This is a genomic window from Halorubrum sp. SD41 (assembly GCF_058630335.1).
This window is the reverse complement of the sequence record NZ_JBZVGZ010000012.1, coordinates 23,440-43,328: the sequence shown is the minus strand read 5'-3', so window position 1 is coordinate 43,328 and position 19,889 is coordinate 23,440. Positions and strand designations below refer to the sequence as shown.

22 protein-coding genes are annotated in these 19,889 nt (G+C 71.7%); 12 read left to right on the top strand and 10 right to left on the bottom strand.

Going from position 1 to position 19,889, the window contains the following annotated elements; genetic code table 11:
* Positions 1-3: 3 nt before the first annotated feature.
* From AC4NMM_RS07195 to AC4NMM_RS07185, 3 genes are read right to left on the bottom strand one after another with little or no spacing between them, the layout of a single operon-like run.
* Positions 4-597, bottom strand: coding sequence for a DUF7332 family protein (locus AC4NMM_RS07195; protein ID WP_491923929.1), 594 nt, complete (start codon positions 595-597; stop codon positions 4-6).
* Positions 598-644: 47 nt separating this feature from the next.
* The gene (locus AC4NMM_RS07190) at positions 645-1,025 is read right to left on the bottom strand and encodes a methylglyoxal synthase (RefSeq protein WP_096393001.1); all 381 of its coding nucleotides are present in this window, start codon (positions 1,023-1,025) and stop codon (positions 645-647) included.
* A gap of 49 nt (positions 1,026-1,074) precedes the next feature.
* Positions 1,075-2,484 carry a hypothetical protein gene (locus AC4NMM_RS07185; protein WP_491923956.1) on the bottom strand — a complete coding sequence of 470 codons (1,410 nt, stop codon included), beginning with the start codon at positions 2,482-2,484 and terminating at the stop codon, positions 1,075-1,077.
* A 278-nt stretch (positions 2,485-2,762) separates the two neighbouring features.
* Here AC4NMM_RS07185 and AC4NMM_RS07180 point away from each other — a divergent pair, with 278 nt between their 5' ends.
* Both AC4NMM_RS07180 and AC4NMM_RS07175 read left to right on the top strand, forming a co-directional pair.
* A complete protein-coding gene (locus tag AC4NMM_RS07180) occupies positions 2,763-4,856 on the top strand; it encodes a hydantoinase/oxoprolinase family protein (protein WP_491923928.1) in 2,094 nt (697 codons plus the stop codon).
* Positions 4,853-6,493 carry a hydantoinase B/oxoprolinase family protein gene (locus AC4NMM_RS07175; protein WP_096393003.1) on the top strand — a complete coding sequence of 547 codons (1,641 nt, stop codon included), beginning with the start codon at positions 4,853-4,855 and terminating at the stop codon, positions 6,491-6,493. The genes AC4NMM_RS07180 and AC4NMM_RS07175 overlap by 4 nt, the downstream gene beginning before the upstream one ends.
* Positions 6,494-7,186: 693 nt before the next feature.
* On the opposite strand, the gene AC4NMM_RS07170 is transcribed toward AC4NMM_RS07175, so the two are convergent.
* A complete protein-coding gene (locus tag AC4NMM_RS07170; protein ID WP_096393004.1) occupies positions 7,187-9,112 on the bottom strand; it encodes a beta-CASP ribonuclease aCPSF1 in 1,926 nt (641 codons plus the stop codon).
* A 228-nt stretch (positions 9,113-9,340) separates the two neighbouring features.
* Here AC4NMM_RS07170 and AC4NMM_RS07165 point away from each other — a divergent pair, with 228 nt between their 5' ends.
* Entirely contained in the window at positions 9,341-9,895 is a 555-nt protein-coding gene (locus AC4NMM_RS07165; protein WP_096393005.1) for a DUF7984 family protein, read from the top strand.
* A 15-nt stretch (positions 9,896-9,910) separates the two neighbouring features.
* Here AC4NMM_RS07165 and AC4NMM_RS07160 read toward each other — a convergent pair whose 3' ends face one another.
* From AC4NMM_RS07160 to AC4NMM_RS07135, 6 genes are all read right to left on the bottom strand, one after another.
* Positions 9,911-10,777, bottom strand: coding sequence for an SDR family oxidoreductase (locus AC4NMM_RS07160; RefSeq protein ID WP_096393006.1), 867 nt, complete (start codon positions 10,775-10,777; stop codon positions 9,911-9,913).
* Between the two features lie 102 nt (positions 10,778-10,879).
* The gene (gene psmA / locus AC4NMM_RS07155) at positions 10,880-11,686 is read right to left on the bottom strand and encodes an archaeal proteasome endopeptidase complex subunit alpha (protein WP_096393007.1); all 807 of its coding nucleotides are present in this window, start codon (positions 11,684-11,686) and stop codon (positions 10,880-10,882) included.
* A 4-nt stretch (positions 11,687-11,690) separates the two neighbouring features.
* Positions 11,691-12,170, bottom strand: a complete 480-nt coding sequence (locus AC4NMM_RS07150; RefSeq protein ID WP_491923927.1) for an Rpp14/Pop5 family protein — start codon at positions 12,168-12,170, stop codon at positions 11,691-11,693.
* A 10-nt stretch (positions 12,171-12,180) separates the two neighbouring features.
* Entirely contained in the window at positions 12,181-12,804 is a 624-nt protein-coding gene (locus AC4NMM_RS07145; RefSeq protein ID WP_491923926.1) for a class I SAM-dependent methyltransferase, read from the bottom strand.
* Positions 12,785-13,555, bottom strand: a complete 771-nt coding sequence (locus AC4NMM_RS07140) for an RNase P subunit p30 family protein (protein ID WP_491923925.1) — start codon at positions 13,553-13,555, stop codon at positions 12,785-12,787. The genes AC4NMM_RS07145 and AC4NMM_RS07140 overlap by 20 nt, the downstream gene beginning before the upstream one ends.
* A gap of 66 nt (positions 13,556-13,621) precedes the next feature.
* Entirely contained in the window at positions 13,622-14,488 is an 867-nt protein-coding gene (locus AC4NMM_RS07135; protein ID WP_096393011.1) for a DUF6498-containing protein, read from the bottom strand.
* A 78-nt stretch (positions 14,489-14,566) separates the two neighbouring features.
* On the opposite strand from AC4NMM_RS07135, the gene AC4NMM_RS07130 reads away from it, so the two are divergent.
* The 9 genes from AC4NMM_RS07130 to pfdA all read left to right on the top strand — a co-directional run bounded on the left by AC4NMM_RS07130 (position 14,567) and on the right by pfdA (position 19,889).
* Positions 14,567-14,851, top strand: coding sequence for a DUF357 domain-containing protein (locus AC4NMM_RS07130; protein WP_096393012.1), 285 nt, complete (start codon positions 14,567-14,569; stop codon positions 14,849-14,851).
* A 79-nt stretch (positions 14,852-14,930) separates the two neighbouring features.
* Positions 14,931-16,049, top strand: a complete 1,119-nt coding sequence (locus AC4NMM_RS07125; protein WP_096393013.1) for a M20 family metallopeptidase — start codon at positions 14,931-14,933, stop codon at positions 16,047-16,049.
* Between the two features lie 117 nt (positions 16,050-16,166).
* A complete protein-coding gene (locus tag AC4NMM_RS07120) occupies positions 16,167-16,319 on the top strand; it encodes a 50S ribosomal protein L39e (protein ID WP_004050128.1) in 153 nt (50 codons plus the stop codon).
* Entirely contained in the window at positions 16,320-16,598 is a 279-nt protein-coding gene (locus AC4NMM_RS07115; protein ID WP_096393014.1) for a 50S ribosomal protein L31e, read from the top strand.
* A gap of 1 nt (position 16,599) precedes the next feature.
* Entirely contained in the window at positions 16,600-17,265 is a 666-nt protein-coding gene (locus AC4NMM_RS07110) for a translation initiation factor IF-6 (RefSeq protein WP_096393015.1), read from the top strand.
* A 75-nt stretch (positions 17,266-17,340) separates the two neighbouring features.
* Complete coding sequence (locus tag AC4NMM_RS07105; protein ID WP_096393016.1) at positions 17,341-18,324, top strand: ABC transporter ATP-binding protein; 984 nt, start codon at positions 17,341-17,343, stop codon at positions 18,322-18,324.
* Positions 18,321-19,136 (top strand): ABC transporter permease, encoded by an 816-nt coding sequence (locus AC4NMM_RS07100; protein WP_491923924.1) that lies wholly within the window; start codon positions 18,321-18,323, stop codon positions 19,134-19,136. Before AC4NMM_RS07105 ends, AC4NMM_RS07100 begins: the two co-directional genes overlap by 4 nt.
* 118 nt (positions 19,137-19,254) lie before the next feature.
* Entirely contained in the window at positions 19,255-19,431 is a 177-nt protein-coding gene (gene rpl18a, locus AC4NMM_RS07095; protein WP_004595730.1) for a 50S ribosomal protein L18Ae, read from the top strand.
* Positions 19,431-19,889: a prefoldin subunit alpha gene (gene pfdA / locus AC4NMM_RS07090; protein WP_096393018.1), complete on the top strand. Its 459-nt coding sequence runs from the start codon at positions 19,431-19,433 to the stop codon at positions 19,887-19,889. Before rpl18a ends, pfdA begins: the two co-directional genes overlap by 1 nt.

The window sequence follows — 19,889 nt, the reverse complement described above, 5'->3', positions numbered from 1 at the left end:
CGATCAGCAGTCGACCGCGCCGGCGCTCGACTCGATCGGCGACCCGTCGTCTTCGTAGTCGGCGTCGCCGACCGCGCCGGCGAACATCGGGAGCTGGAGTTCGTAGGTGTACAGCACGTCGAACGCCGCGAACGGGTCGATCCCGTCGGCGATCGCCTGCCGGGCGGTCAGCCTGACGCCCGCAGCGAGGACCACGATCGGTTCGCCGTCGAGTCGCCCGGCGGTCTCGACGCCGAACTCGTTGCCCGCGCCGGGGTCGGTCAGCACGGAGAGGTGGACCACCGCCTCCATCGTCGCGCCCCCCTCGCCGTCACCGATCGATATCGGGTACCCCGTTCCAGTGAAACACCGCGTGATCGGGGGGGCCTCGCCCCGGTCCGCGTCGACGTCGGGCCCGGCGGTCGCGGGACTCTCCGCGGGCCCGTCGACGGACGAGTGGACCGACGTTCCCGACGCGTGGGCCACCGCTCCCGACGCGTGGGGCGCCGCTCCCGACGCCGCGGCCTGGCCCGCGACCGCGCCGGCGCCGAGGCTCGCCGCGAGGAGCAGCAGCGCGAGCGCGAGGGCGCGGACGCGTGTCCGTTGCGGGCGCGTCATCGACCGTCCGTTCGTCGGCCCGGTTTAAATCACCGCGGTCGACGGTATCAGTCGAGAGAATCGCCGCCGAGAAGCCCCTCGACGAGCAGCTCCGCGGACGCGACGTTCGTCGCCAGCGGCACGTCCTTCACGTCACAGACCCGCAGTAGCGCCGAGATGTCGGGCTCGTGCGCCTGCGCGGTCAGGGGATCACGGAGGAAGACGACGCCGTCGATCCGGTCGCTCGCGATCATCCCCCCGATCTGGAGGTCGCCGCCGTACGGCCCCGAGGCCTGTCGGTTCACGGCGAGTCCGGTCGCGTCCACGATGCGCTTGCCCGTCGTCCCGGTGGTGACCAGTTCGCACTCGTCGAGGACGGCCGTGTGCGACTCGACGAACGCGACCATCTCGTCTTTCAATTCGTCGTGAGCGATGAGCGCGATGCGCATACGTGGCGGTCGCTCCGGCGTCGCTTAAGCGCTCGCCTCGCCGCGGTGTTCACTCCACCGCTGCGGGTCCGTCGCTCGGGGCGTCCCCGTCGCCCGGACCGTCGCCGTCGCCCGGGGCGTCCCCGTCGCCGCCGTCGGTTCCTCTGGACGCCGAGCGCGCCCCGAACCGGCCGAGCGCGACGCGTGCCAGCGTCCCGGGGCTGTGTCGGCGGATCACCCGAACCGCGTTGACCGCGAAGACGGCGACGCCGAGCGTCACCAGGGACATCCCGGCGAGCGCCGGTCCCCGGGCGCCGCCCCCGAGCGTCGTCCCGGACGCGCCCGCGAGGAGGTCGGCGGCGACGACGAGCGCGGTCCCGACGAACAGCAGCGTCCCGTCCGCGGCCGCGAGGCGGTCGTCGTAGAGGTCGTCGACCATCGGCACCGCCTCGAAGCCGAGGCGGTCGCTGTACCGCTCGACCCAGACGACGAACGGGACGACGTGATACAGCGTCCCGAGGATCACGAACCCGACCACGCCGAGCAGCAGCAGCGGTGCGCCCCCGGGCCCGCCGAGGACGTGTTCCCGGGCGGTCGGCGACCGCAGCCACGCCGGCGCGGCGGTCGCGGCCCACGCGGCCAGCGCGAGCGCGACGACCGCGTACCGCGTGTGCATCGGCGTGCGCTCGACGCGCATCTCGAAGAGCCGGCGAGCGAGGACGACCGCGAACGCGAGGGCAGCGAGCGGGATCAGGGCGGCGCCGAGGCGGGCGAGGGCGGTCGATCCGATCAGTCGCCCCGCCGCAAGTGCGACGACGCCCACCGGGTGGCCGACCTCCTCGACCGCGCGGAGGCGATGGTCGACCCCGTGGAGCTCCGTCTGCGTGAACATCGTTCCGAGCTGGTACAGGGCGCCGTAGATCGTGGTGAGCACCGCGCCGAAGACGGCGAGGGTGACGTGGGCGCCGCGGACGCCTCCGTGCGAGACGCCGAAGCCCGCGAGGAACCCGGAGCCGAGGTCCGCCGCGAGCAGGACGCCGAGCGCGGTCAGGACGACGAAGAACGCGAGCGCGACGGCGAAGTGGCGCTCGGTCACGTCGAGCTCCTCGACCGTTCCGAGGGTCCGTCCGACGTTGTAGACGAACGTCCAGAACCCTACAAGCATGACGGCGCCGAACACCGCGAGCAAGGCGAGCCGGCCCAGCGCGAGCGCGGCCGCGAACCCGACCAGCCCGCCGACGACCAGCGCGAGCTGCGCGCTCGCGAGTCGACGCGAGTGGAGCGTCGTCCCCGACCACACCGGGACGAACTGCGTCATCGCGCCCATGATCGTCACGCACACCCACCCGATCAGGAACAGGTGGACGTGGACGAGGCCGCCGAGCCCCGGCACCGCGTCGACGATCAGCCCGATCCCGGCGAGCAGGGCGCCGCCGAGGAGGGTCAGCCCGACGAGGAAGTGCCGAAGCGGGACCGTCATCGGCGGCCCCTGCGCCGTGTCGATTCCGCCCGGAACTGCTCCCATATTCGGATCACCGACCGCCGCCCCCCTCCGACTGTTCCCGAAGATGTTCGCGGGATCGTCGGGTCGCGGGGACGCGGCTCCCGGCCGGCGGGCGCCGGGGCGCGCGAGGCGGCCGCATCCCCGAACGGGGCGGTCTTAAGTCCGTCCGGTAACGAGGGGGCTCCATGCCACGCGACCGAGACACCGCGCCGCTCGGCGTCCGGAGCCACCGCGACGCCGCGGGGGTGTCGTAGATGGGCGGGAATTCGGCGGACGGCGATTCGGCGGACGGCGATTCGGCGGACGGCGATTCGGCGGACGGCGATTCGACGGACGACCGACGGGCAGGCGGCCGAGCGATCGGCGTCGACGTGGGGGGCACGTTCACCGACGTGGCGCTCTCGCTCGACGGCGACCTCGTCACCGCGAAGGTGCCGAGCACCGACGACCAGAGCGAGGGCGTCGCGGCCGGGATCGAGAAGGCCTGCGAGGCGGCCGAGATCGACCCCAAGACCGTGACCGAGTTCTCCCACGCGATGACGGTCTCCGTCAACGCGCTGCTGGAGGGCGACGGGGCGAAGACCGCGCTCGTGACGACCGAGGGGTTCCGCGACGTGCTGGAGATCGGCCGCCAGACCCGGCCGTCGCTGTACGACCTCGACGCCGAGAAACCGGCGCCGCTCGTCCCCAGGCGCCGCCGGTTCGAGGTCCCCGAGCGCGCGACGGCCGACGGGATAGAGCGACCGGTCGACGACGAGGCGATCGAGTCGCTCGGCGCCGACCTCCGCGACGCGGACGTCGAGTCCGTCGCGGTCTGCCTGCTCCACGCGTACGGGCACCCCGAGAACGAACGGCGACTGGCGGACGCGCTGCGCGACGCGCTCGACGCCCCGGTGTCGGCCTCCCACGAGGTGCTCCCGGAGTTCCGCGAGTACGAGCGCACCTCGACGACCGTCGTCGACGCGTACGTCCGCCCGGCGATCGACGGCTACGTCGGGCGACTCACAGAGCGGGCGCGGGACCTCGGCCTGCCGCAACCGCGGATCATGCAGGCCAACGGCGGCGTCACCGACGCCGACACGGTCCGGCGGAACGCAGTGACGACGGTTCTCTCGGGGCCAGCGGCGGGCGTCGTGGGCGCGAGCGCGACGGCCGGGACCGACGCCGACCGAGAGGGGCTGATCACCTTCGACATGGGCGGGACCTCCAGCGACGTGAGCCTCGTCCGCGACGGCGAGGTCGAGCGGACGACGGAGGCGACCGTCGCGGACCGACCGATCGGCACGCCGATGGTCGACGTCGAGACGGTCGGCGCGGGCGGCGGGTCGATCGCGTGGGTCGACGCCGGCGGCGCGCTCCGGATCGGCCCCCGCTCGGCCGGCGCCGACCCCGGTCCGGCCTGCTACGGCAAGGGCGGCACGGAGCCGACCGTCACGGACGCGGACCTCGTGTTGGGGTACGTCGGCGCGGACACCGACCTCGGCGGCGACCTGTCGCTGGACCCGGACGCGGCCCGCGACGCGCTCGCCGACCTCGCCGACGAGGCGGGGATGGAGGGGCCGGTCGAGACCGCGCTGGGCGTCCACCGCGTCGCGAACGCCGACATGACGCGCGCGATCCGCTCCGTCACCGTCGAGCGCGGCCACGACCCGCGCGGGTTCGGGCTCGTCGCCTTCGGCGGCGCCGGCCCGATGCACGCGGTCTCCATCGCGGACGGCCTCGACGTCGAGCGCGTTATCATTCCGCACGCCTCCGGTGTCCTCTCGGCCTACGGGCTGCTCGCTGCCGACGAGACGCGGGACGCCGTGCGGACCCGTCAGGGGCCGCTCGCCGAGGTCGACTCCGACGCGGTCGACGCGCTCTACGGTGAGATCGCCGACGACCTGCTCGACGAGGTCAGCGACCGGGACGCGGCGCGCGTCGAGTACGCCGCGGACCTGCGGTACGCGGGGCAGAGCTTCGAGCTCACCGTCGGCGTGGCGCGCCCGTTCGACCCGGCCGCCGTCGGCGAGCGGTTCGCCGCGGCCCACGAGTCGACGTACGGCTACCGGGCGGACGAGCCCGTCGAGCTGGTGAACTGCCGCGCGACGGCGACCGTCCCCCGGAGCGCGCCGGCGATCGAGTCCGTCGGCGCCCCCGACGCGGGGCCGCGGACCACCCGCGAGGCGGTGTTTCCCGACGGGGCCCGCGAGACCCCCGTCTACGACCGGGATCGCTTCCCGGCCGACGAGCGCGTGGCGGGCCCGGCCGTCGTCGAGGGCCCCGAGAGCACGGTCGTCGTCCCGCCGGCGTGGAGCGTCCGACTGCGCGACGACGGGGCGCTGGTCGCGGAGGTGAGCGACTCGTGACCGACGCGGAGCCGGGAGCGGGCCTCGACCCGGTCACGCTGGAGATCCTCCGGAACCAGCTGGAGAGCGTCGCGAGCGAGATGGGCCACGTGCTGATCCGCGGCGCGTACTCGCCGAACATCAAGGAGCGGCAGGACTGCTCGACGGCGCTGTTCGACGCCGACGGCCGGATGGTCGCGCAGGCCGAACACATCCCGGTCCACCTCGGCGCGATGCCCGACGCGGTCGACGTCGTCCTGGAGAAGGACCCGAAGCCGGGGGACGTGTTCGTCGTCAACGACCCGTTCGCCGGGGGGACCCACCTCCCGGACGTGACGCTCGTCTCGCCGATCGCGCCCGACGGCGAGATCGTGGGCTACGCGGTGTCGCGCGCGCACCACGCCGACGTGGGCGGGAGCGCGCCGGGGAGCATGCCGCCGGGGGCGCGGGAGATCTACGAGGAGGGGCTCCGGCTCCCGGCGGTCCGGCTCGTCGACGGCGGCGAGCCGAACGAGGCCGTCCGCGACCTGATCCTCGCCAACGTCCGCACGCCGGACGAGCGCGAGGCGGACCTCCGCGCGCAGCGCGCGGCGAACGCGCGCGCCGAGGAGCGGATCGGCGAACTGCTCGACGAACACGGCGAGACGCTGCTCGACGCGTTCGACGCCGTCATCGACTACTCGCGCGAGCGCGTCGAGAGCGAGATACGGGAGCTCCCGGACGGCACCTACCGCGCGGCCGACGTCCTCGAAGGCGACGGGGTGACGGACGCGGACGTCCCCGTCGAGGTCGCCGTCACCGTCGACGGCGCCCGGATCGACGTCGACTTCGCGGGCACCGCCGACCAGGTGGACGGCAACCTGAACGCCCCGTTCTCGGTCGCGAAGAGCGCGGTGTACTTCGTCGTCCGCGCGGTCACCGACCCGGAGATCCCGCCGAACCACGGCTGCTACGAGCCGGTCTCGATATCCGCGCCCGAGGGGTCGCTGCTCGACCCGCGGCCGCCGGCCGCGGTCGTCGGCGGCAACGTCGAGACGAGCCAGCGCGTCACCGACGTGACGCTGGAAGCGCTCGCGGAGGCGGTGCCGGACGCCGTCCCCGCCGGCGGCCAGGGGACGATGAACAACCTGATCGTCGGCGACCGCGGCGGCGAGTTCACCTACTACGAGACGATCGCCGGCGGGTTCGGCGCCCGGCCGACCAAGGACGGGATGGACGGCGTTCAGGTCGGGATGACGAACACGCTCAACACGCCGGTCGAGGCGCTGGAGACGGCGTACCCGCTGCGGGTCGAGCGCTACGCGCTCCGTCCGTCGAGCGGCGGCGACGGCCGGTATCGCGGCGGGCTCGGCGTCGAGCGGACGCTCACCGTCGAGCGGGACGCGACCGTCTCGCTTCTGACCGAGCGTCGGCGGACCGCGCCGCGCGGGCTCGCGGGCGGCGAGGACGGCGCGCTCGGCGAGAACCTGATCGACGGCGAGCCGGTCCCGGCGAAGGCGTCCGTCGACGTCGCGGCCGGGTCGACCGTCTCGATCCGCACCCCGGGCGGCGGCGGGCACGGCGACCCCGCCGAGCGCGACGAAAAAGCACGGGAGCGCGACCGACGCGACGGGAAAGTCGACGACCGAGAGGACGAGTCGACCGACGATCGTTTATAAATAGAGTTGGCGGTGGCGCGCCTCCGAGCGGCCGCCCCCGGCGGCCGCGAGGAGTCCGCGAGGGAGGCGGCGGTCCGGCGCGGCTCTGCCCGCGCCGGGCCGGCCGCCGAGGCTGGGGAGGCGTGAGGTGCGGTGCTGTGCGGGGCGGGACTCAAAGGGGCAGTCACCGGCGGCTCCGCCGCCGGTTGCCCGTGGCGCTACGCCCCACGCTGCCGGGAGGCGGACGCAGGCGTTCACGAGAGCTTTGCTCTCGTGAGCCAATCAGAACGCTTCGCGTTCTGATGACGACGGAAGCACCGCAGCGAGCGAGCGAAGTGAGCGAGGAGCGTGGTTCGAGAGAGCGAAGCTCTCTCGTCATCCCGAAAATCGGAGATTTTCGGGCGACAACGAGCGTGCGCCCGCCTCCCGGCTGGGGCTTCGGAGCTGTTCTCCGCGGATTCGTTTTCGACCATTTATAAATGAGCGGCTGGGACTTTGGTAGCCGTCACCGCGCGATCAACGATTTATAAGCGACCGACCGGAGATTTGGAAGCGATTTCCGCCGCTCCGCTATCGTCTATTTATAAGTGAGCAGCTGGGCTTTGGAAGCCGTCACCGCGCCAGCAACCATTTATAAATAAACAGCCGAACCCAGAGCGTCAGACACCGCGCAGACAACGACGGATACCCGAACGCCCCGTCAGAGTCAGCGTCCTATTTAAACCGGAACGTCTCTAGATTCTTCGGCGCGAACGTCCGCATGTTGTAGTCGTGGTACAGCGCGGACGAGAGGTCCTGAACGGAGCCCTCGTCGCCGTGGACGCAAAGCACCTTCTCCGGGCGCGGGTTCATCGTCTTCACGAAGTTCTCTAACCCCTGTCGGTCGGCGTGGCCGGAGAAGCCGTCGACGACCTCCGTGCCCATCTCCAGGGTGAGCGTGTCGCCGCGGCTCCCGCCGCCCCAGCCGTCGACCGGGATCTCGTCCCAGCCGTTCTGGATGCGGCGGCCGAGCGTCCCCTGCGCCTGGTAGCCGACGAACACGAGGTTCGAGTCCGGGTCGGGGCCGATGTGGCGGAGCCACGACATGATCGGCCCGCCCTCGATCATCCCGGAGGTGGAGACGATGATACATTGGTCGCCGTCGGCGACCTCCTGCCGCTCGTCCTCGCCGGCGTCGATGTGGTTGAACTGGTCGGCGAGGAACGGGTTCTCGTCCTCGTGGAAGATCCGGTCGCGGAGGTCGTCGCGGAGGTACTCGGGGTAGGTGGTGTGGATCGCGGTCGCCTCCCAGATCATCCCGTCGAGGTGGACGGGCATCTCGGGGATCTCGCCCTCGCGCATCGCCTCCTCCAGCACGAGCATGATCTCCTGTGACCGCCCGACGGCGAAGGCAGGGATGACGACCTTCCCGCCCTGCTCGTACGTCTCGTTGATGACTTCCTTGAGCGCCTCCTCGGAGTCCTCCTGGTCGGTCTGGTAGTCGTTGCGGCCGCCGTAGGTGGACTCCAACACGAGCGTCTCGACGCGCGGGAAGTCGTTGACCGCGCCGTTGAACAGGCGGGTGTCCTCGTAGTGGATGTCGCCCGAGAACGCGACGTTGTAGAGGCCGTCGCCGATGTGGAAGTGGGTGACCGCGCTGCCGAGGATGTGGCCCGCGTTGTGGAACGTGAGCTTCACGTCCGGCGCGACGTCGGTCACGTCGCCGTACTCCAGCGGGATGGTGTGTTTGATCGCGTCGCGGACCTGCGCGGACTCGTAAGGCGGCGTCCGCCCGTCCTTCGCGGCGACGTCGAGGTAGTCGAGCGTGAGCAGGCCCATCAGGTCGCGGGTCGGCTCCGTCGTGTAAATCGGGCCGTCGTAGCCGTACTTGTACAGCAGCGGGACCAGCGCCGAGTGGTCGAGGTGGGCGTGGGTCAACACGACCGCGTCGAGGGTCGCCGCGCCCGCGCCGAGCGCCTCGGGGACCTGGAGGTACGGCACCTCGCCCTCCGCGCCGGGCTTGTCGCCGCAGTCGATGAGGATCCGCGTCTCGGGCGTCGAGAGGATGAAGGCCGCGCGGCCGACCTCGCGGCAGCAGCCGAGCGTCGTGATCCGGACCCACTCGTCGTCGGACATCTCCTCGCGGTGGATCTGTCGGCCGACGCGTTCGAGGATGTCGCGGCGCTCCTCGCGCTCGTTCTTCAGGAAGCCGCGGACGTTCGAGACGGTCGAGGACTCTATCGGCGGCGTCCGGACGACCTCGGGCGTCCAGCCGACCTCTTGGGTGATCTCGCGGAGCGTCGAGCCGCGGCGGCCGATCACCATCCCGGGCTTCTCGGCCTCGATGACCACCTCACCGGTGTCCTCGTGGAAGTCGAGGTCGGTCACGCCGGCCTCCTCCGGGATCACCTCGCGGACCTGGTCCTCGGCCCGCGCCGGCGGCGAGAGGGCGCTCGGGTCCGGGCGGACCGTGATCCGCTTGCGGAGCTTCGAGGCGAGCCGGCGGATCAGGTCGCCGTCGCCCGCGAACCGCTTCGGGTCGCGCGTGTACACGACCAGCTCCGGCCCCTCGTATTTCACGTCGGTGACCGTGATGTCGTTCGGAATCTCCTGTTCGATCTCGGATTTCAACGTATCGAGTTGCTTGTCGACTTGACTCATATCTCACTGCGGGTCGTCGGGGCCGTCGTCGTCGTCGAATCGCGTCGCGCGTCGCGCGGCGACTCGCCGCCGATCGATCGACCGTGACGGGGTAGGCATAGTGGAAGTACTGTCCGTACTGGTTCCGTACGCGGGAACAGCCAGCGAAAACCCGCTTGGATCGGACTACTGCCCCGCCGTTATAAAAGCCTTCGCAAAGGGCAAGCCGCAGGCGACACAATCCGGTCCATGCGCGTCACGCCGCAGACGGTCCGCGACGAACACGCCTGGGTCCGCGACCGCGCCGACGTCGTCGTGCCGATACTCAACGACACCCGCGACCGCCTCGGCCGGCTCTTCGAGACGGACGTCGACTCGGTGGCGCCCGACGCGTACCGCCGCGAGGTCGACGCCGTCTTCGCCGACGGCGAGGTCGCGGTCAACGTCGCGGCCTGCGTCGCGCTCCTGCGCGACCTCGACGTGGCGGGCGACTACCCCGGGTTCGTCGTCGACGAGGTCCTCGGCCGGGAGCTGGCCGCGACGATAGCCGGCGGGCGTCCGCTCTCGCTGCTCGCGCAGGCGACGTTCCACGTCGCCGACCTCTACGTGGACCGGGATGCCACGGCCGAGGCCGACCGGGACGCGGCGGCCGACGCGGACCGGGCCGGCGCCGGCACCGCCGGCGCGGACGACCTCGACGCCGCGCTCGCGGCGGGGTTCCAGACGCGGCTGCCCGGATGGGACTGGCGAGAGGGAGAGAGTCCGTTCGCGGTCGACGCGGTGGACCGGGGCGAGACCGAGTGAACGGGCGTCGGCCGCCTACGAGGTGAAGTTCCGAACGAGCCCGTACGCCTTGTCTAGCAGCGCGTCGGGGAGGAACCGCGCGAGGACGCCGACCCGCGCGACGGGGCCCGGCTGGACCCGCGCCGGGGGCTGGGTCGCGCTCGCGGCGTCGTAGATGGCGTTCGCGACGAGCTCCGGCTCGACCGCGCCGGGGCCGTCGCCGCCGATCAGCTTCGCGTCCTCGAAGGTCGCGTAGAACTCGTCGTAGGCGTCGGTCCGATCGATCCCCTCGCGCTCGTCGGGGTCGGCCTCCCGCTCCGCGCGCTTCGAGAAGTTCGTCTTCACGGGGCCGGGTTCGACGACGACCACGTCGATTCCGAGGTCCGCGACCTCGTTGCGGAGCGCGTCCGACATCGCCTCCAGCGCGAACTTCGACCCGCTGTACACGCCGCCGCCGGGCATCGACACCCGCCCCGCGACCGAGGAGACGTTCACGATGGTCCCGTCGCGCTCGCGGCGCATCGCGGGCAGGACCGCCCGAATGAGTCGGTGGGGCCCGTACACGTTCACGTCGAACTGGTCGTGGACGCGGTCCGTGGTGACGTCCTCGATCGGCCCGAACTGCCCGTAGCCGGCGTTGTTGATCAGCGCGTCGATCGCGCCCTCCTCGTCTAGGACCCGCTCGACGACGCGGTCGACGTCGTCCTGATCGGTGACGTCGAGCGTGGCGAGCTCGCAGCCCGCCTCGCCGAGCGCCTCGACGTCCGCGGGGTTCCGCGCGGTGGCGTACACGGTCCATCCCTCGTCGAGGAACGCGTGCGCCGCGGCGCGACCGATGCCCGAGGAACAGCCGGTGATGAGTGCCGTCTTCTGCACGCCTCTCCGGTCGCTCTCCGAGGGCATAACTCTCCCGACCGAAGCGTCGAAAAGGGGACGACCCGGCCGTCGCGGCCGCGTCCGCGTCGACGTGGCGTTCGCAGCACGGCACGCTGCGGCGACGACGACTTACTCCTCGTCGGTGTCGCCGTCCGCCGCGTCCTCGCCGTCAGCCGCGTCCTCGCCGTCCGCCGCGTCCTCGTCGCTCGCGAGCAGGTCGCGCTCGGCGAGGATCGCCTCGATCTCGTCGGTCGACCGCTCCGCGTACTCGGGGTCGTCGACGGTGATCGTGGCGACGCCGACGCCGTCGGGGGTCAGCTCGCCGTCGTTCGACTGCGCGAGGGTGTCGAGCGCGAGCCCGATCGCCTCCTCGGTCGAGATCCCCTCCTCGTACTCCGTCTCGAGGTAGTCGCGGAGGTCGCTGCGGTCCGAGCCGATGGAGAGCGCCTGCCACTCGTAGGGGGTCCCCGAGGGGTCGGTCTCGAACAGGCGCGGCTCGCCGTTCTCGATGCCGCCGACGATGAGCGCGACGCCGAACGGGCGCGCGCCGCCGACCTGCGTGTACTGCTGGATGTGGTCGGTGATGTTCTTCGTCAGCGTCTCGATGCCGACGGGCTCGCCGTACCGGAGCTGGTTCACCTGCGCCTGCCGGCGCGCGAAGTCGATGAGCTGGCGGGCGTCGGCGACGTGGCCCGCGCTCGCGACGCCGACGTGGTCGTCGGCCTTGTGGAGCTTCTCGATGCTCTCCGGCTCCATGAGGGGGGAGCGGGCGCGCTTGTCGGCCGCGAGGACGACCCCGTCCTCGGCGCGGATCCCGACGCTCGCCGTCCCTCGTTTCACCGCCTCCCGGGCGTACTCGACCTGGTAGAGTCGGCCGTCCGGAGAGAAGATTGTGATGCCGCGGTCGTACGCCTGCTGTTGGGATTGTCCCTGCATGATATCACTCGGTGTCGAACGCCGTCGCGCCGACGCGACCCGACTCGGTCCGCACGTCGCGCGCGTCTCCGCGCACGGTCGCGGCCCGCTCGGCGCCCTCGAACGCGACGTCTCGCTGTGTCGAACTGGCGGTCGCGCGACCCATATATCTTTCCTCACAGGCACGTACCGTCCCCGAAATCCCCCTAACGAGGATTCCGACCGGCTCGCCGTCGACCTCGCTCACGCAGGCGACCGCGGCGCGCGCCTCGGCGACGTGACCGTGTCTGACGCGGACGACGGCCTCGCCGGTCCCGTCCGCGTGCGCGAACGACAGCAGCGTGAGGTCGGCGTCGGCGCTGCCGGCGTCGCCGAGGAGGTTGCCGGCGCTGTACCACAGCGCGCGCTGGAACGCCCGCCGGCCAATCTCGGCGTCCGCCCACGACTCGATCCCGACCGCGAGGTAGCGCCACCGCGGCCGGAGGTGTTTGGGGAGGTGCTTCACTGCGAACTCCTCACGCCGGGAGCTCCCGGACCCGCTCCGCGACGATCACCGCCACCTGATCGTGGACGCGCTCGACGGCGGTCACCGCGAACCCCTCGTCGGTGAACGCCTCGACCAGCGTGCCGACGGTCGCCGGGTCGTCCACCTCGGGGCTGTAGAACGGCTCCTCGGGGTCGGGCTCCTCGAAGAACGCCACGTCGCCGAGGACGATCCGCCGCGCGCCCGTCTCGGCCATCACACTGATCGCCTCGCGCTTCTCGTCGTCCGCGAGGTGGTGGAGCGCGAAGTTCGAGGTGACGATATCGACCCGCTGGTCCGCGTCGAGGCCGGGATCGCGGAACTCGCCGTACGCGAACTCGACGTCGTCGAGCCCGCGCTCGGCCGCCTTCTCGCGCCCCTCCTCCATCATCCCCTCGCTAACGTCTCGCGCGAGGACGCGCTCGGCGTCCGCGGCGACCTCCAGCGCGATGGCGCCGGTCCCGGCGCCCAGGTCGAGGACGACGTCGTCCGCCTCGGGCGCGGCGTGCTCGATCACGAGGCTCGCGCAGGCGTGGTACTCGTCGCTCTTCGAGTCGTCGTACGCGGCCGCCTTCTCGGAGAACCGCTCGGCGTGTTCAGCAACCGTCTTCTTCATGCCTACCACGTCGGACCCCCGGCTCTATGAAGCCCTCGGAGCGGCGCTCCCGGTTGCGCTCGACGAGGTCGCCCCACGCCCGAAGCCCCTCGCGGACGGCTTCCGGGTCGAACCCGATCGCCTCGCCGACCGCGACGAGCTCGCGCGGCGCCCGGAGTTCGAGGTGCGAGCGCGCGTTCGCGCTCACGACGTACGGCGCGTCGTAGTGGTCGACGATCTCGCGGAGCTTCCGGAGGTCCGCGAGCGCCCGGACGCGCTTCCCGCCCGTCTCGCGCAGCGCCGGCCCGAAGTCGAACTCGACGTGGACCCCGTTGTCGCGCGCCGCCTTCGCGAGGACGTGGTTGACGTCGCCGCCGCCCGCCATCGGGCGGACGAGGGCGTCGACGCGCGCCTGCTCGACCGCGAACCGGTTCAGGGCGTCGTCGCCCCCGACGACGCAGACCACGGTCCGGTCGGACCGGTAGTTCCCGACCGCGCCCGACGCGCTCGTCGGGTCGTCGGCGTCGATCTCGACCGCGTCGACGACGTCGATCCCGTACTCCTGGCGGAGCGCGTCCGGGTCGCGGACGGGGCTCTCGTCGCGGTCCGCCGCGGCCGAGCCGCCGTCGCCGGGTCCACCGCCGCCATCGACCGGATCCAGCGCGTCGCGCGACCGCACCACGATCCCGTCGTAGCCGTGCCGCGCCGCGGTCGCGGCGTGGCGCGCGGCGGTCGCCTCCCCGTCGGGGTAGGCGTGAACGGCCTCGTACATGGCCGCTCGTTTCGCGGCCGGGCGTATCGGCGTTGCGCTTTCGCCGCCGACCGCGCCTCGCCCGGATCAGTCTTCCCCCGCGGTTTCCTCCGTCTGCTTCCACTCCCGGCGCGGGTCCTCGCCCGTGAACCACGTCGCGATTCCGTCCGGATCGTCTTCGCGGAAGGCCCGCCGTCGACTCCACTCGACGAGCGTCTTCGCGAGCGTGATCGGCACGAGGAACGGAAGCAGGACGGCCTGCGGTCCGACGGCCGCCGCGACCGCGTCGAGCGTCCCGGCGCCGACGAGTCCCTGAACCACGAGCAGCGCCACCGCGACGGCGGGCACGGAGAACAGTCCGATGACGAGGTAGAAGAGGACGACCCGCTGAGCGGCTTCGACGACCATGTACGGCGACTGCTCCTCGTAGGCCCGCTCCGCGAAGAACTCGCGGCGCACCTCCGCGATCTGTGCGAGACAGACGCCGAGGGCCGCGACCCCGACGCTCGGAGTCGCGTACGAGAGAATGTCGCCGCCGACCCACGCGAGGGGGAACGCGACGAAGTAGAAGACGCCGAGCGACCGGACGACGACGCTCGCGTTCCGACGGTACACGGGCGGGAGCCACGAGGCGAGGTGGATCGGCTCGGGCGTCGTTTCCCACCGCTCCTCGTCGAGTTCGGTGTCCTCGGAGTAGCCGATGACGTAGAACGCGCGGTCGTCCAGGTCGATCGGTCGCTCGGCGAACAGCGCGGCGGCGCTGTACGCCAACACCATCGCGACCACCTCGATCCAGTACACCGCGAGCAGTTCGCCGACCCGCCAGTCGAACGCGACGACGCCGGCGAGCGGGAGGAGGTTCGTCGCGAGCACGAGCGCGAGCGCCCCGCGACCGGTGGGGTCCAGCGGGTGCGACGGGCCGCGACCGACCTCGGGCGGTCCATCGGAGGGCATCGTCTCGTCTCCCGGCCGCGTCGAACATAAACCTCGCTACCCGACGACCTTTTTGTTCGCTCGCGGGAACCACGTCGCATGCCCGCCGACCTTGCGGAGAAGACGGACCGCTACGAGCGGATGCTCGCGGACGCGCTCGCCGTCGCGGAGCCGCGTCCCCCGGCCGACACGCCGCTCGGCGAGGCCGCCGCCGACGTGACCGAGATGGCCGAGTCGTACCTCGACGACGGCCGGCACTTCCGCGACGACGGCGACCCGGTGAACGCGCTCGCCTCGTACTCGTACGGCTACGGCTGGCTCGACGCCGGCGTCAGGCTCGGGCTGTTCGCGGTGCCCGACGACACCGAACTGTTCACCACGTGAGGCGGGTCGCCCGCCGCCGCGGTCGTTCCTATCGACCTCCGAGGGACGCGCTTAAGCGGTGACGGCCGCCACTGGCGTCATGGACGAACTCGCGGACCTGACCGAGCGGCTCGTCTCCATCCCCTCCCACGAGGACGAGACGGCCGCGGGCGACGCGATCGAGGAGTGGCTGCGCGCGGAGACGGACGCGACGGTCGAGCGCGACGACGCCGGCAACGTCCTCGCGTTCGCGGGCGCGACCGACGACCCGGACGCCGACTCGCTCGCCCTCGTCGGCCACCACGACGTGGTGCCCCCGGCGCCCGAGCAGACGACCGGCGAGGGCCTCGACGGCGAGTACGTCGTCGAGCGGCGCGACGGCCGGATCTACGGCCGCGGGACCGCCGACATGAAGGGCTCGGTCGCGGCCGCAATGTGCGCCTTCCGCGACGCGACGCCGCCCGCGGGCCGGGAGCTGATCTTCGCGTCGTTCGTCGGCGAGGAGGTCGGCGGCGAGGGGGCGCGACACGCGATCGACGCCGGGTTCGCGCCGGACCGAGCGGTCGTCGCGGAGGGCTCGACGAACTACTCGAAGCCGGGCGTCACGGACGTCGTCGTCGCGCACCGCGGGCGCCGCGGGTCGCGGCTCGTGGCCCGTGGGGAGGCCGCGCACGCGTCGGAGCCGGAGGCGGGCGAGAACGCGATCTACCGCGCCTGCGACGCGATCGACGCGGTCCGCGACCTCGACGTCCCGGACGCGACGGTCCTCGGGAACGAGGTGTCGGGGTCGCTCGCGGTCACGATCGTCGACGGGGGCGAGACGTGGAACGTCATCCCGGAGCGCTGCGAGGCGACGGTCGACGAGCGCACGGTTCCCGGCGGCCGCGCCGACCTCGCGGGCGTCGCCGACGCGACGCCGGGCGTCGAGCTCGTCGTCGACCAGGACCTCCCGCCGATGGCCTGCGGCGACGCGGCGTTCGCCGACGCCGCGCTCGACGCCGCTCGCGCGGTCCACGACGAGCGCGGCCTCGACGCGCCCGAACACGTCACGAAGCCGCACGCGACCGACGCGGGGTGGCTGGCGCAGGCGGGCACCGAGTGCCTGGTCTGCGGCGCCTCCGAGCCCGGCGAGGCGCACACCGACACCGAGAGCGCGAGCCTCGATGTCCTCGACCGCTGTTACCGGATTTATACTGGGATCGCTGAGCGGGAACGGTAGCAGACGGAAGTTGGGTTCCTGCGCGCGCAGCGCGGCGGTCAAGCGACGGTTGGCGGCCGCCTCGCCCGACCCCGTATGGAAGGGGTTTTATGCGCTCCGCGGAAAGTGTGCGCCACTATGGGAGACAAGTCGAAGGCTCAAAAGAAGCGTCTGGCGAAGGCGGAGCGCCAGAACACCCGCGTCCCCGCGTGGGTCATGATGAAGACGGACATGAACGTGACGCGAAACCCCAAGCGGCGCAACTGGCGCCGGAACGACCTGGACGAGTAAATGTCGACGAACGACTTCGAGGAGCGCGTCGTCACCGTCCCGCTCCGCGACGCCAAGGAGAAGCCCGTCCAGCAGCGCGCCGACTACGCCATGAAGATCACCCGTCAGCACCTCGCCAAGCACTTCTCCGTCGACGAGGACGACGTGATCATCGACGGCTCCGTCAACGAGGCCGTCTGGGAGAACGGGCGACAGAACCCGCCCAGCACGGTGCGGGTCCGCGCGGCTCGGTTCGTCGAGGACGGCGAGCCGGTCGTCGAGGCCGAACACGCCGAGTAACGTGTTACGGGCGACCTTCACCGGCTCGTCGTACGTGGGCGTGTTCGCCCGCGCCGTCGACGACCTCCTGTTAGTCCGGCCGGACGTCGACGAGGAACTCGCCGAGGACCTCGGCGCGGAGCTCGGCGCGGAGCCGCTGCCGACGACGGTCGGTCGGTCCAACACGGTCGGCGCGCTCGCGACGGGCAACGAGCACGGCGTGCTCGTCTCCTCGCGCGCGACCGAGCGCGAGAAGGACCGGATCGCGGACGCCGCCGGCGCCCCGGTCCACGAGCTCCCGGGCGAGATCAACGCCGCCGGCAACGTCGTCCTCGCGAACGACTACGGCGCGTACGTCCACCCGGACCTCTCGCGCGAGGCGATTCAGACGGTCAAGGACGCGCTCGACGTCCCCGTGACCCGCGGCGACCTCGGCGACGTCCGCACCGTCGGCACCGCCGCGGTCGCCAACGACACGGGCGTGCTCTGTCACCCCCAGTCGACGGAGTCGGAGCTTCAGGCGGTCGAGGAGGCGCTCGACGTCCGCGCCGACCTCGGCACCGTCAACTACGGCGCGCCGCTCGTCGGCTCCGGCCTCGTCGCCACCGACGAGGGGTACGTCGTCGGCGAGGACACGACCGGCCCGGAGCTGGGCCGGATCGAGGAGACGCTCGGCTTCATCGACTGAGCCGCTCGCCGCCGCTTCCGCCTCCCGCTCGCCGACACTCCCACATTTAAGAGTCGAAGCGGAGTTAGGGACGGTATGCCCGCCATCGAGTGTCGGAAGCTCTCCAAGTACTACGGCGACGTCCGGGGGATCGAAGACGTCTCCTTCGCCGTCGAGGACGGCGAGGTGTTCGGCTTCCTCGGCCCGAACGGCGCGGGGAAGACGACCGCGATCCGCACCCTGCTCGGGTTCCTGTCGCCGACGAGCGGCGGCGCGGCGCTGCTCGGTCACGACGCGACCGACCCGATCGAGTCGCGGCGCGCCCGCGAGCGGATCGGGTACCTCCCCGGCGACCCCGGACTCGACCGCGACCGGACCGCGAAGGCCTTCCTCGACCACCAGGCGGCGCTCCGGGGCGCGTCGAGCCGCGACGACCTCGTGGACCGATTCGATCTCGACGAGTCCCGCCGCATCGCCGACCTCTCGCGTGGGAACCGGCAGAAGGTTGCGCTGGTGGCCGCGTTCATGCACGACCCCGACCTGCTGCTGCTCGACGAGCCGACCTCCGGGCTCGACCCGCTCCTTCAGGAGGAGTTCGCCGCCCTCGTGCGCGAGCGCGTCGACGACGGGGCCAGCGTCCTCCTCTCGTCGCACGTCCTCGGCGAGGTAGCAGCGCTCTGCGACCGCGTGGGCGTCCTCCGAGAGGGCCACCTCGTCGCGGTCGAGTCCGTCTCCGAACTGCGGTCCCGGGGCGGGAAGCAGGTCCGCGTCCGCGTCGCTGAGGAGGTCGAGCGCGCCGACTTCGAGGTCCGCGGAATCTTGAACCTCCGCGTCGGCGAGACCGTCTCGTTCACGTGGACGGGCGAGTACGACGCGCTGATCGACCTGCTCTCGGGATACACCGTGCTGGACCTCGACGTCGTCGACGCGCCGCTCGAAGAGGCGTTCATGACCTTCTACGACGGCGACGTACCGGGGCCGACCGGAGGTGGCGGCGCGGCACGCCGCGGAGCCGGTGGAGCACCCGGCAGCGACGCGGAGCGAGACGCGCCCGCGGAGTCGGGGGGTGACGGTCGGTGAGCGACCGCCCCGCTCCGTGGCTCGCGATCGCGCGGTACGACGCCGCCGGCCGCGTTCGCGGCTCGCTCGCGGCGACCGGGCTCCTATCCGCGTTCCTCCTGCTCTTCTTAGCCTTCTTCCCGTCGCTGTCGACCGCCGGGATCGACCTCGACGCGTACGTCGAGGCGTTCCCGCCGGCGTTTCAGGAGGCGTTCGGGATCATCGCCATCTCCTCCATCGAGGGGTTCCTCGCGGTGGAGTTCTACCAGTTCGCGTGGCTGCTCCTCGTCGGGCTCTACCTCGCGTACCTCGCCGGGGGAACGATCGCGGGCGACGTCGCCTCCGGCAGAATGGACCTCACACTGTCGGCACCGGTCGCCCGTCGCGACGTCGTGATCGGGCGGTTCCTCGGGCTGGTCCCGCTCGTCGCCCTGTTGAACCTCGTCCTACCGGTCGTCGCGTACGTCGGCGTCGTCGCGGTGGGGGAGACGATCGCGGTCGAGCGGCTCGTCGCGGTCCACGCGCTCGCGGTGCCGTACCACCTGACCTGCGTCGCGGTCGGGATCGCCGTGTCGACGCTCGTCTCGCGCCCGGGGATCGCCCAGCGGGTCGCGCTCGGCGCGCTGTTCGCGCTGTTCATGTTCGAGTCCGTCGCCGCGAGCACCGACTACGCCGAGGCGGGAGACCTCAGCCCGACGGCGCATTACGACCCCTCCGCGATCCTCGTGTTGGGCGAGTACGACCTCACGGGCGCGGCGGTCCTGCTCGCGGCGGCGACCGTCCTCGTCGCCCTCGCCGTCGTCCGGTTCCGCCGCGCGGACCTCTCGGGGTGAAACCCGCGTTTCGGGACCGCTCCGCCGTCGTTCGAGGCCGATCCGTTCCGATCCCGGCCGCCTCGCCGCCTGTCCCTTTTTAGGAAGATACTTCCCTGTCCCTGCCGGATCGGGGAACATGAGTACCTACACGGTGAGTGGACGGTTCCAGAGCCGAGACGGCGACCAGCCGTTCACGAAGGACGTTGAGGCGGAAAACGAGGACCTCGCCCGCGAGCGAATCTACACCACGGTCGGGAGCCAGCACAACCGCAAGCGTACCCAGATCGACATCGAGGAGGTGTCCGAGGCATGATGGGTGGCGGACAACAGCAGCTCCAGCAGCTCTCGCAGGAACTGCAGGAACTCGACGAGGAGATCGAGGCGCTCGAAGCCGAGATCGCGGACTACCGCGAGGAGAAGGCCGACATCGACGACGCGGTCGAGGCCATCGAAACGCTCGACACGGGCGCGACCGTTCAGGTCCCGCTCGGCGGCGGCGCCTACCTCCGCGCGGAGGTCCAGGACATCGACGAGGTCATCGTCTCGCTCGGCGGCAACTACTCCGCGGAGCAGGAGCAGGACGACGCCATCGACGTCCTCCGGCGCAAGCAGGAGGCGCTCGACGACCGCATCGAAGAGACCGAGGAAGAGGTCGAAGAGCTGGAGTCCGAGAGCGACGAACTCGAACAGCAGGCCCAGCAGATGCAACAGCAGATGCAACAGCAGCAGATGCAGCAGATGCAGCAGGGCGAGGAAGGCGACGGGGAGTAA

What these genes read in the sequence shown, in the direction of transcription:
- AC4NMM_RS07195 (WP_491923929.1), bottom strand. Translation starts at nt 597, where the DNA reads ATGACGCGCCCGCAACGGACACGCGTCCGCGCCCTCGCGCTCGCGCTG.
- AC4NMM_RS07190 (WP_096393001.1), bottom strand. Translation starts at nt 1,025, where the DNA reads ATGCGCATCGCGCTCATCGCTCACGACGAATTGAAAGACGAGATGGTC.
- AC4NMM_RS07185 (WP_491923956.1), bottom strand. Translation starts at nt 2,484, where the DNA reads ATGACGGTCCCGCTTCGGCACTTCCTCGTCGGGCTGACCCTCCTCGGC.
- AC4NMM_RS07180 (WP_491923928.1), top strand. Translation starts at nt 2,763, where the DNA reads ATGGGCGGGAATTCGGCGGACGGCGATTCGGCGGACGGCGATTCGGCG.
- AC4NMM_RS07170 (WP_096393004.1), bottom strand. Translation starts at nt 9,112, where the DNA reads ATGAGTCAAGTCGACAAGCAACTCGATACGTTGAAATCCGAGATCGAA.
- AC4NMM_RS07165 (WP_096393005.1), top strand. Translation starts at nt 9,341, where the DNA reads ATGCGCGTCACGCCGCAGACGGTCCGCGACGAACACGCCTGGGTCCGC.
- AC4NMM_RS07160 (WP_096393006.1), bottom strand. Translation starts at nt 10,777, where the DNA reads ATGCCCTCGGAGAGCGACCGGAGAGGCGTGCAGAAGACGGCACTCATC.
- psmA (WP_096393007.1), bottom strand. Translation starts at nt 11,686, where the DNA reads ATGCAGGGACAATCCCAACAGCAGGCGTACGACCGCGGCATCACAATC.
- AC4NMM_RS07145 (WP_491923926.1), bottom strand. Translation starts at nt 12,804, where the DNA reads ATGAAGAAGACGGTTGCTGAACACGCCGAGCGGTTCTCCGAGAAGGCG.
- AC4NMM_RS07140 (WP_491923925.1), bottom strand. Translation starts at nt 13,555, where the DNA reads ATGTACGAGGCCGTTCACGCCTACCCCGACGGGGAGGCGACCGCCGCG.
- AC4NMM_RS07135 (WP_096393011.1), bottom strand. Translation starts at nt 14,488, where the DNA reads ATGCCCTCCGATGGACCGCCCGAGGTCGGTCGCGGCCCGTCGCACCCG.
- AC4NMM_RS07130 (WP_096393012.1), top strand. Translation starts at nt 14,567, where the DNA reads ATGCCCGCCGACCTTGCGGAGAAGACGGACCGCTACGAGCGGATGCTC.
- AC4NMM_RS07125 (WP_096393013.1), top strand. Translation starts at nt 14,931, where the DNA reads ATGGACGAACTCGCGGACCTGACCGAGCGGCTCGTCTCCATCCCCTCC.
- AC4NMM_RS07120 (WP_004050128.1), top strand. Translation starts at nt 16,167, where the DNA reads ATGGGAGACAAGTCGAAGGCTCAAAAGAAGCGTCTGGCGAAGGCGGAG.
- AC4NMM_RS07115 (WP_096393014.1), top strand. Translation starts at nt 16,320, where the DNA reads ATGTCGACGAACGACTTCGAGGAGCGCGTCGTCACCGTCCCGCTCCGC.
- AC4NMM_RS07105 (WP_096393016.1), top strand. Translation starts at nt 17,341, where the DNA reads ATGCCCGCCATCGAGTGTCGGAAGCTCTCCAAGTACTACGGCGACGTC.
- rpl18a (WP_004595730.1), top strand. Translation starts at nt 19,255, where the DNA reads ATGAGTACCTACACGGTGAGTGGACGGTTCCAGAGCCGAGACGGCGAC.
- pfdA (WP_096393018.1), top strand. Translation starts at nt 19,431, where the DNA reads ATGGGTGGCGGACAACAGCAGCTCCAGCAGCTCTCGCAGGAACTGCAG.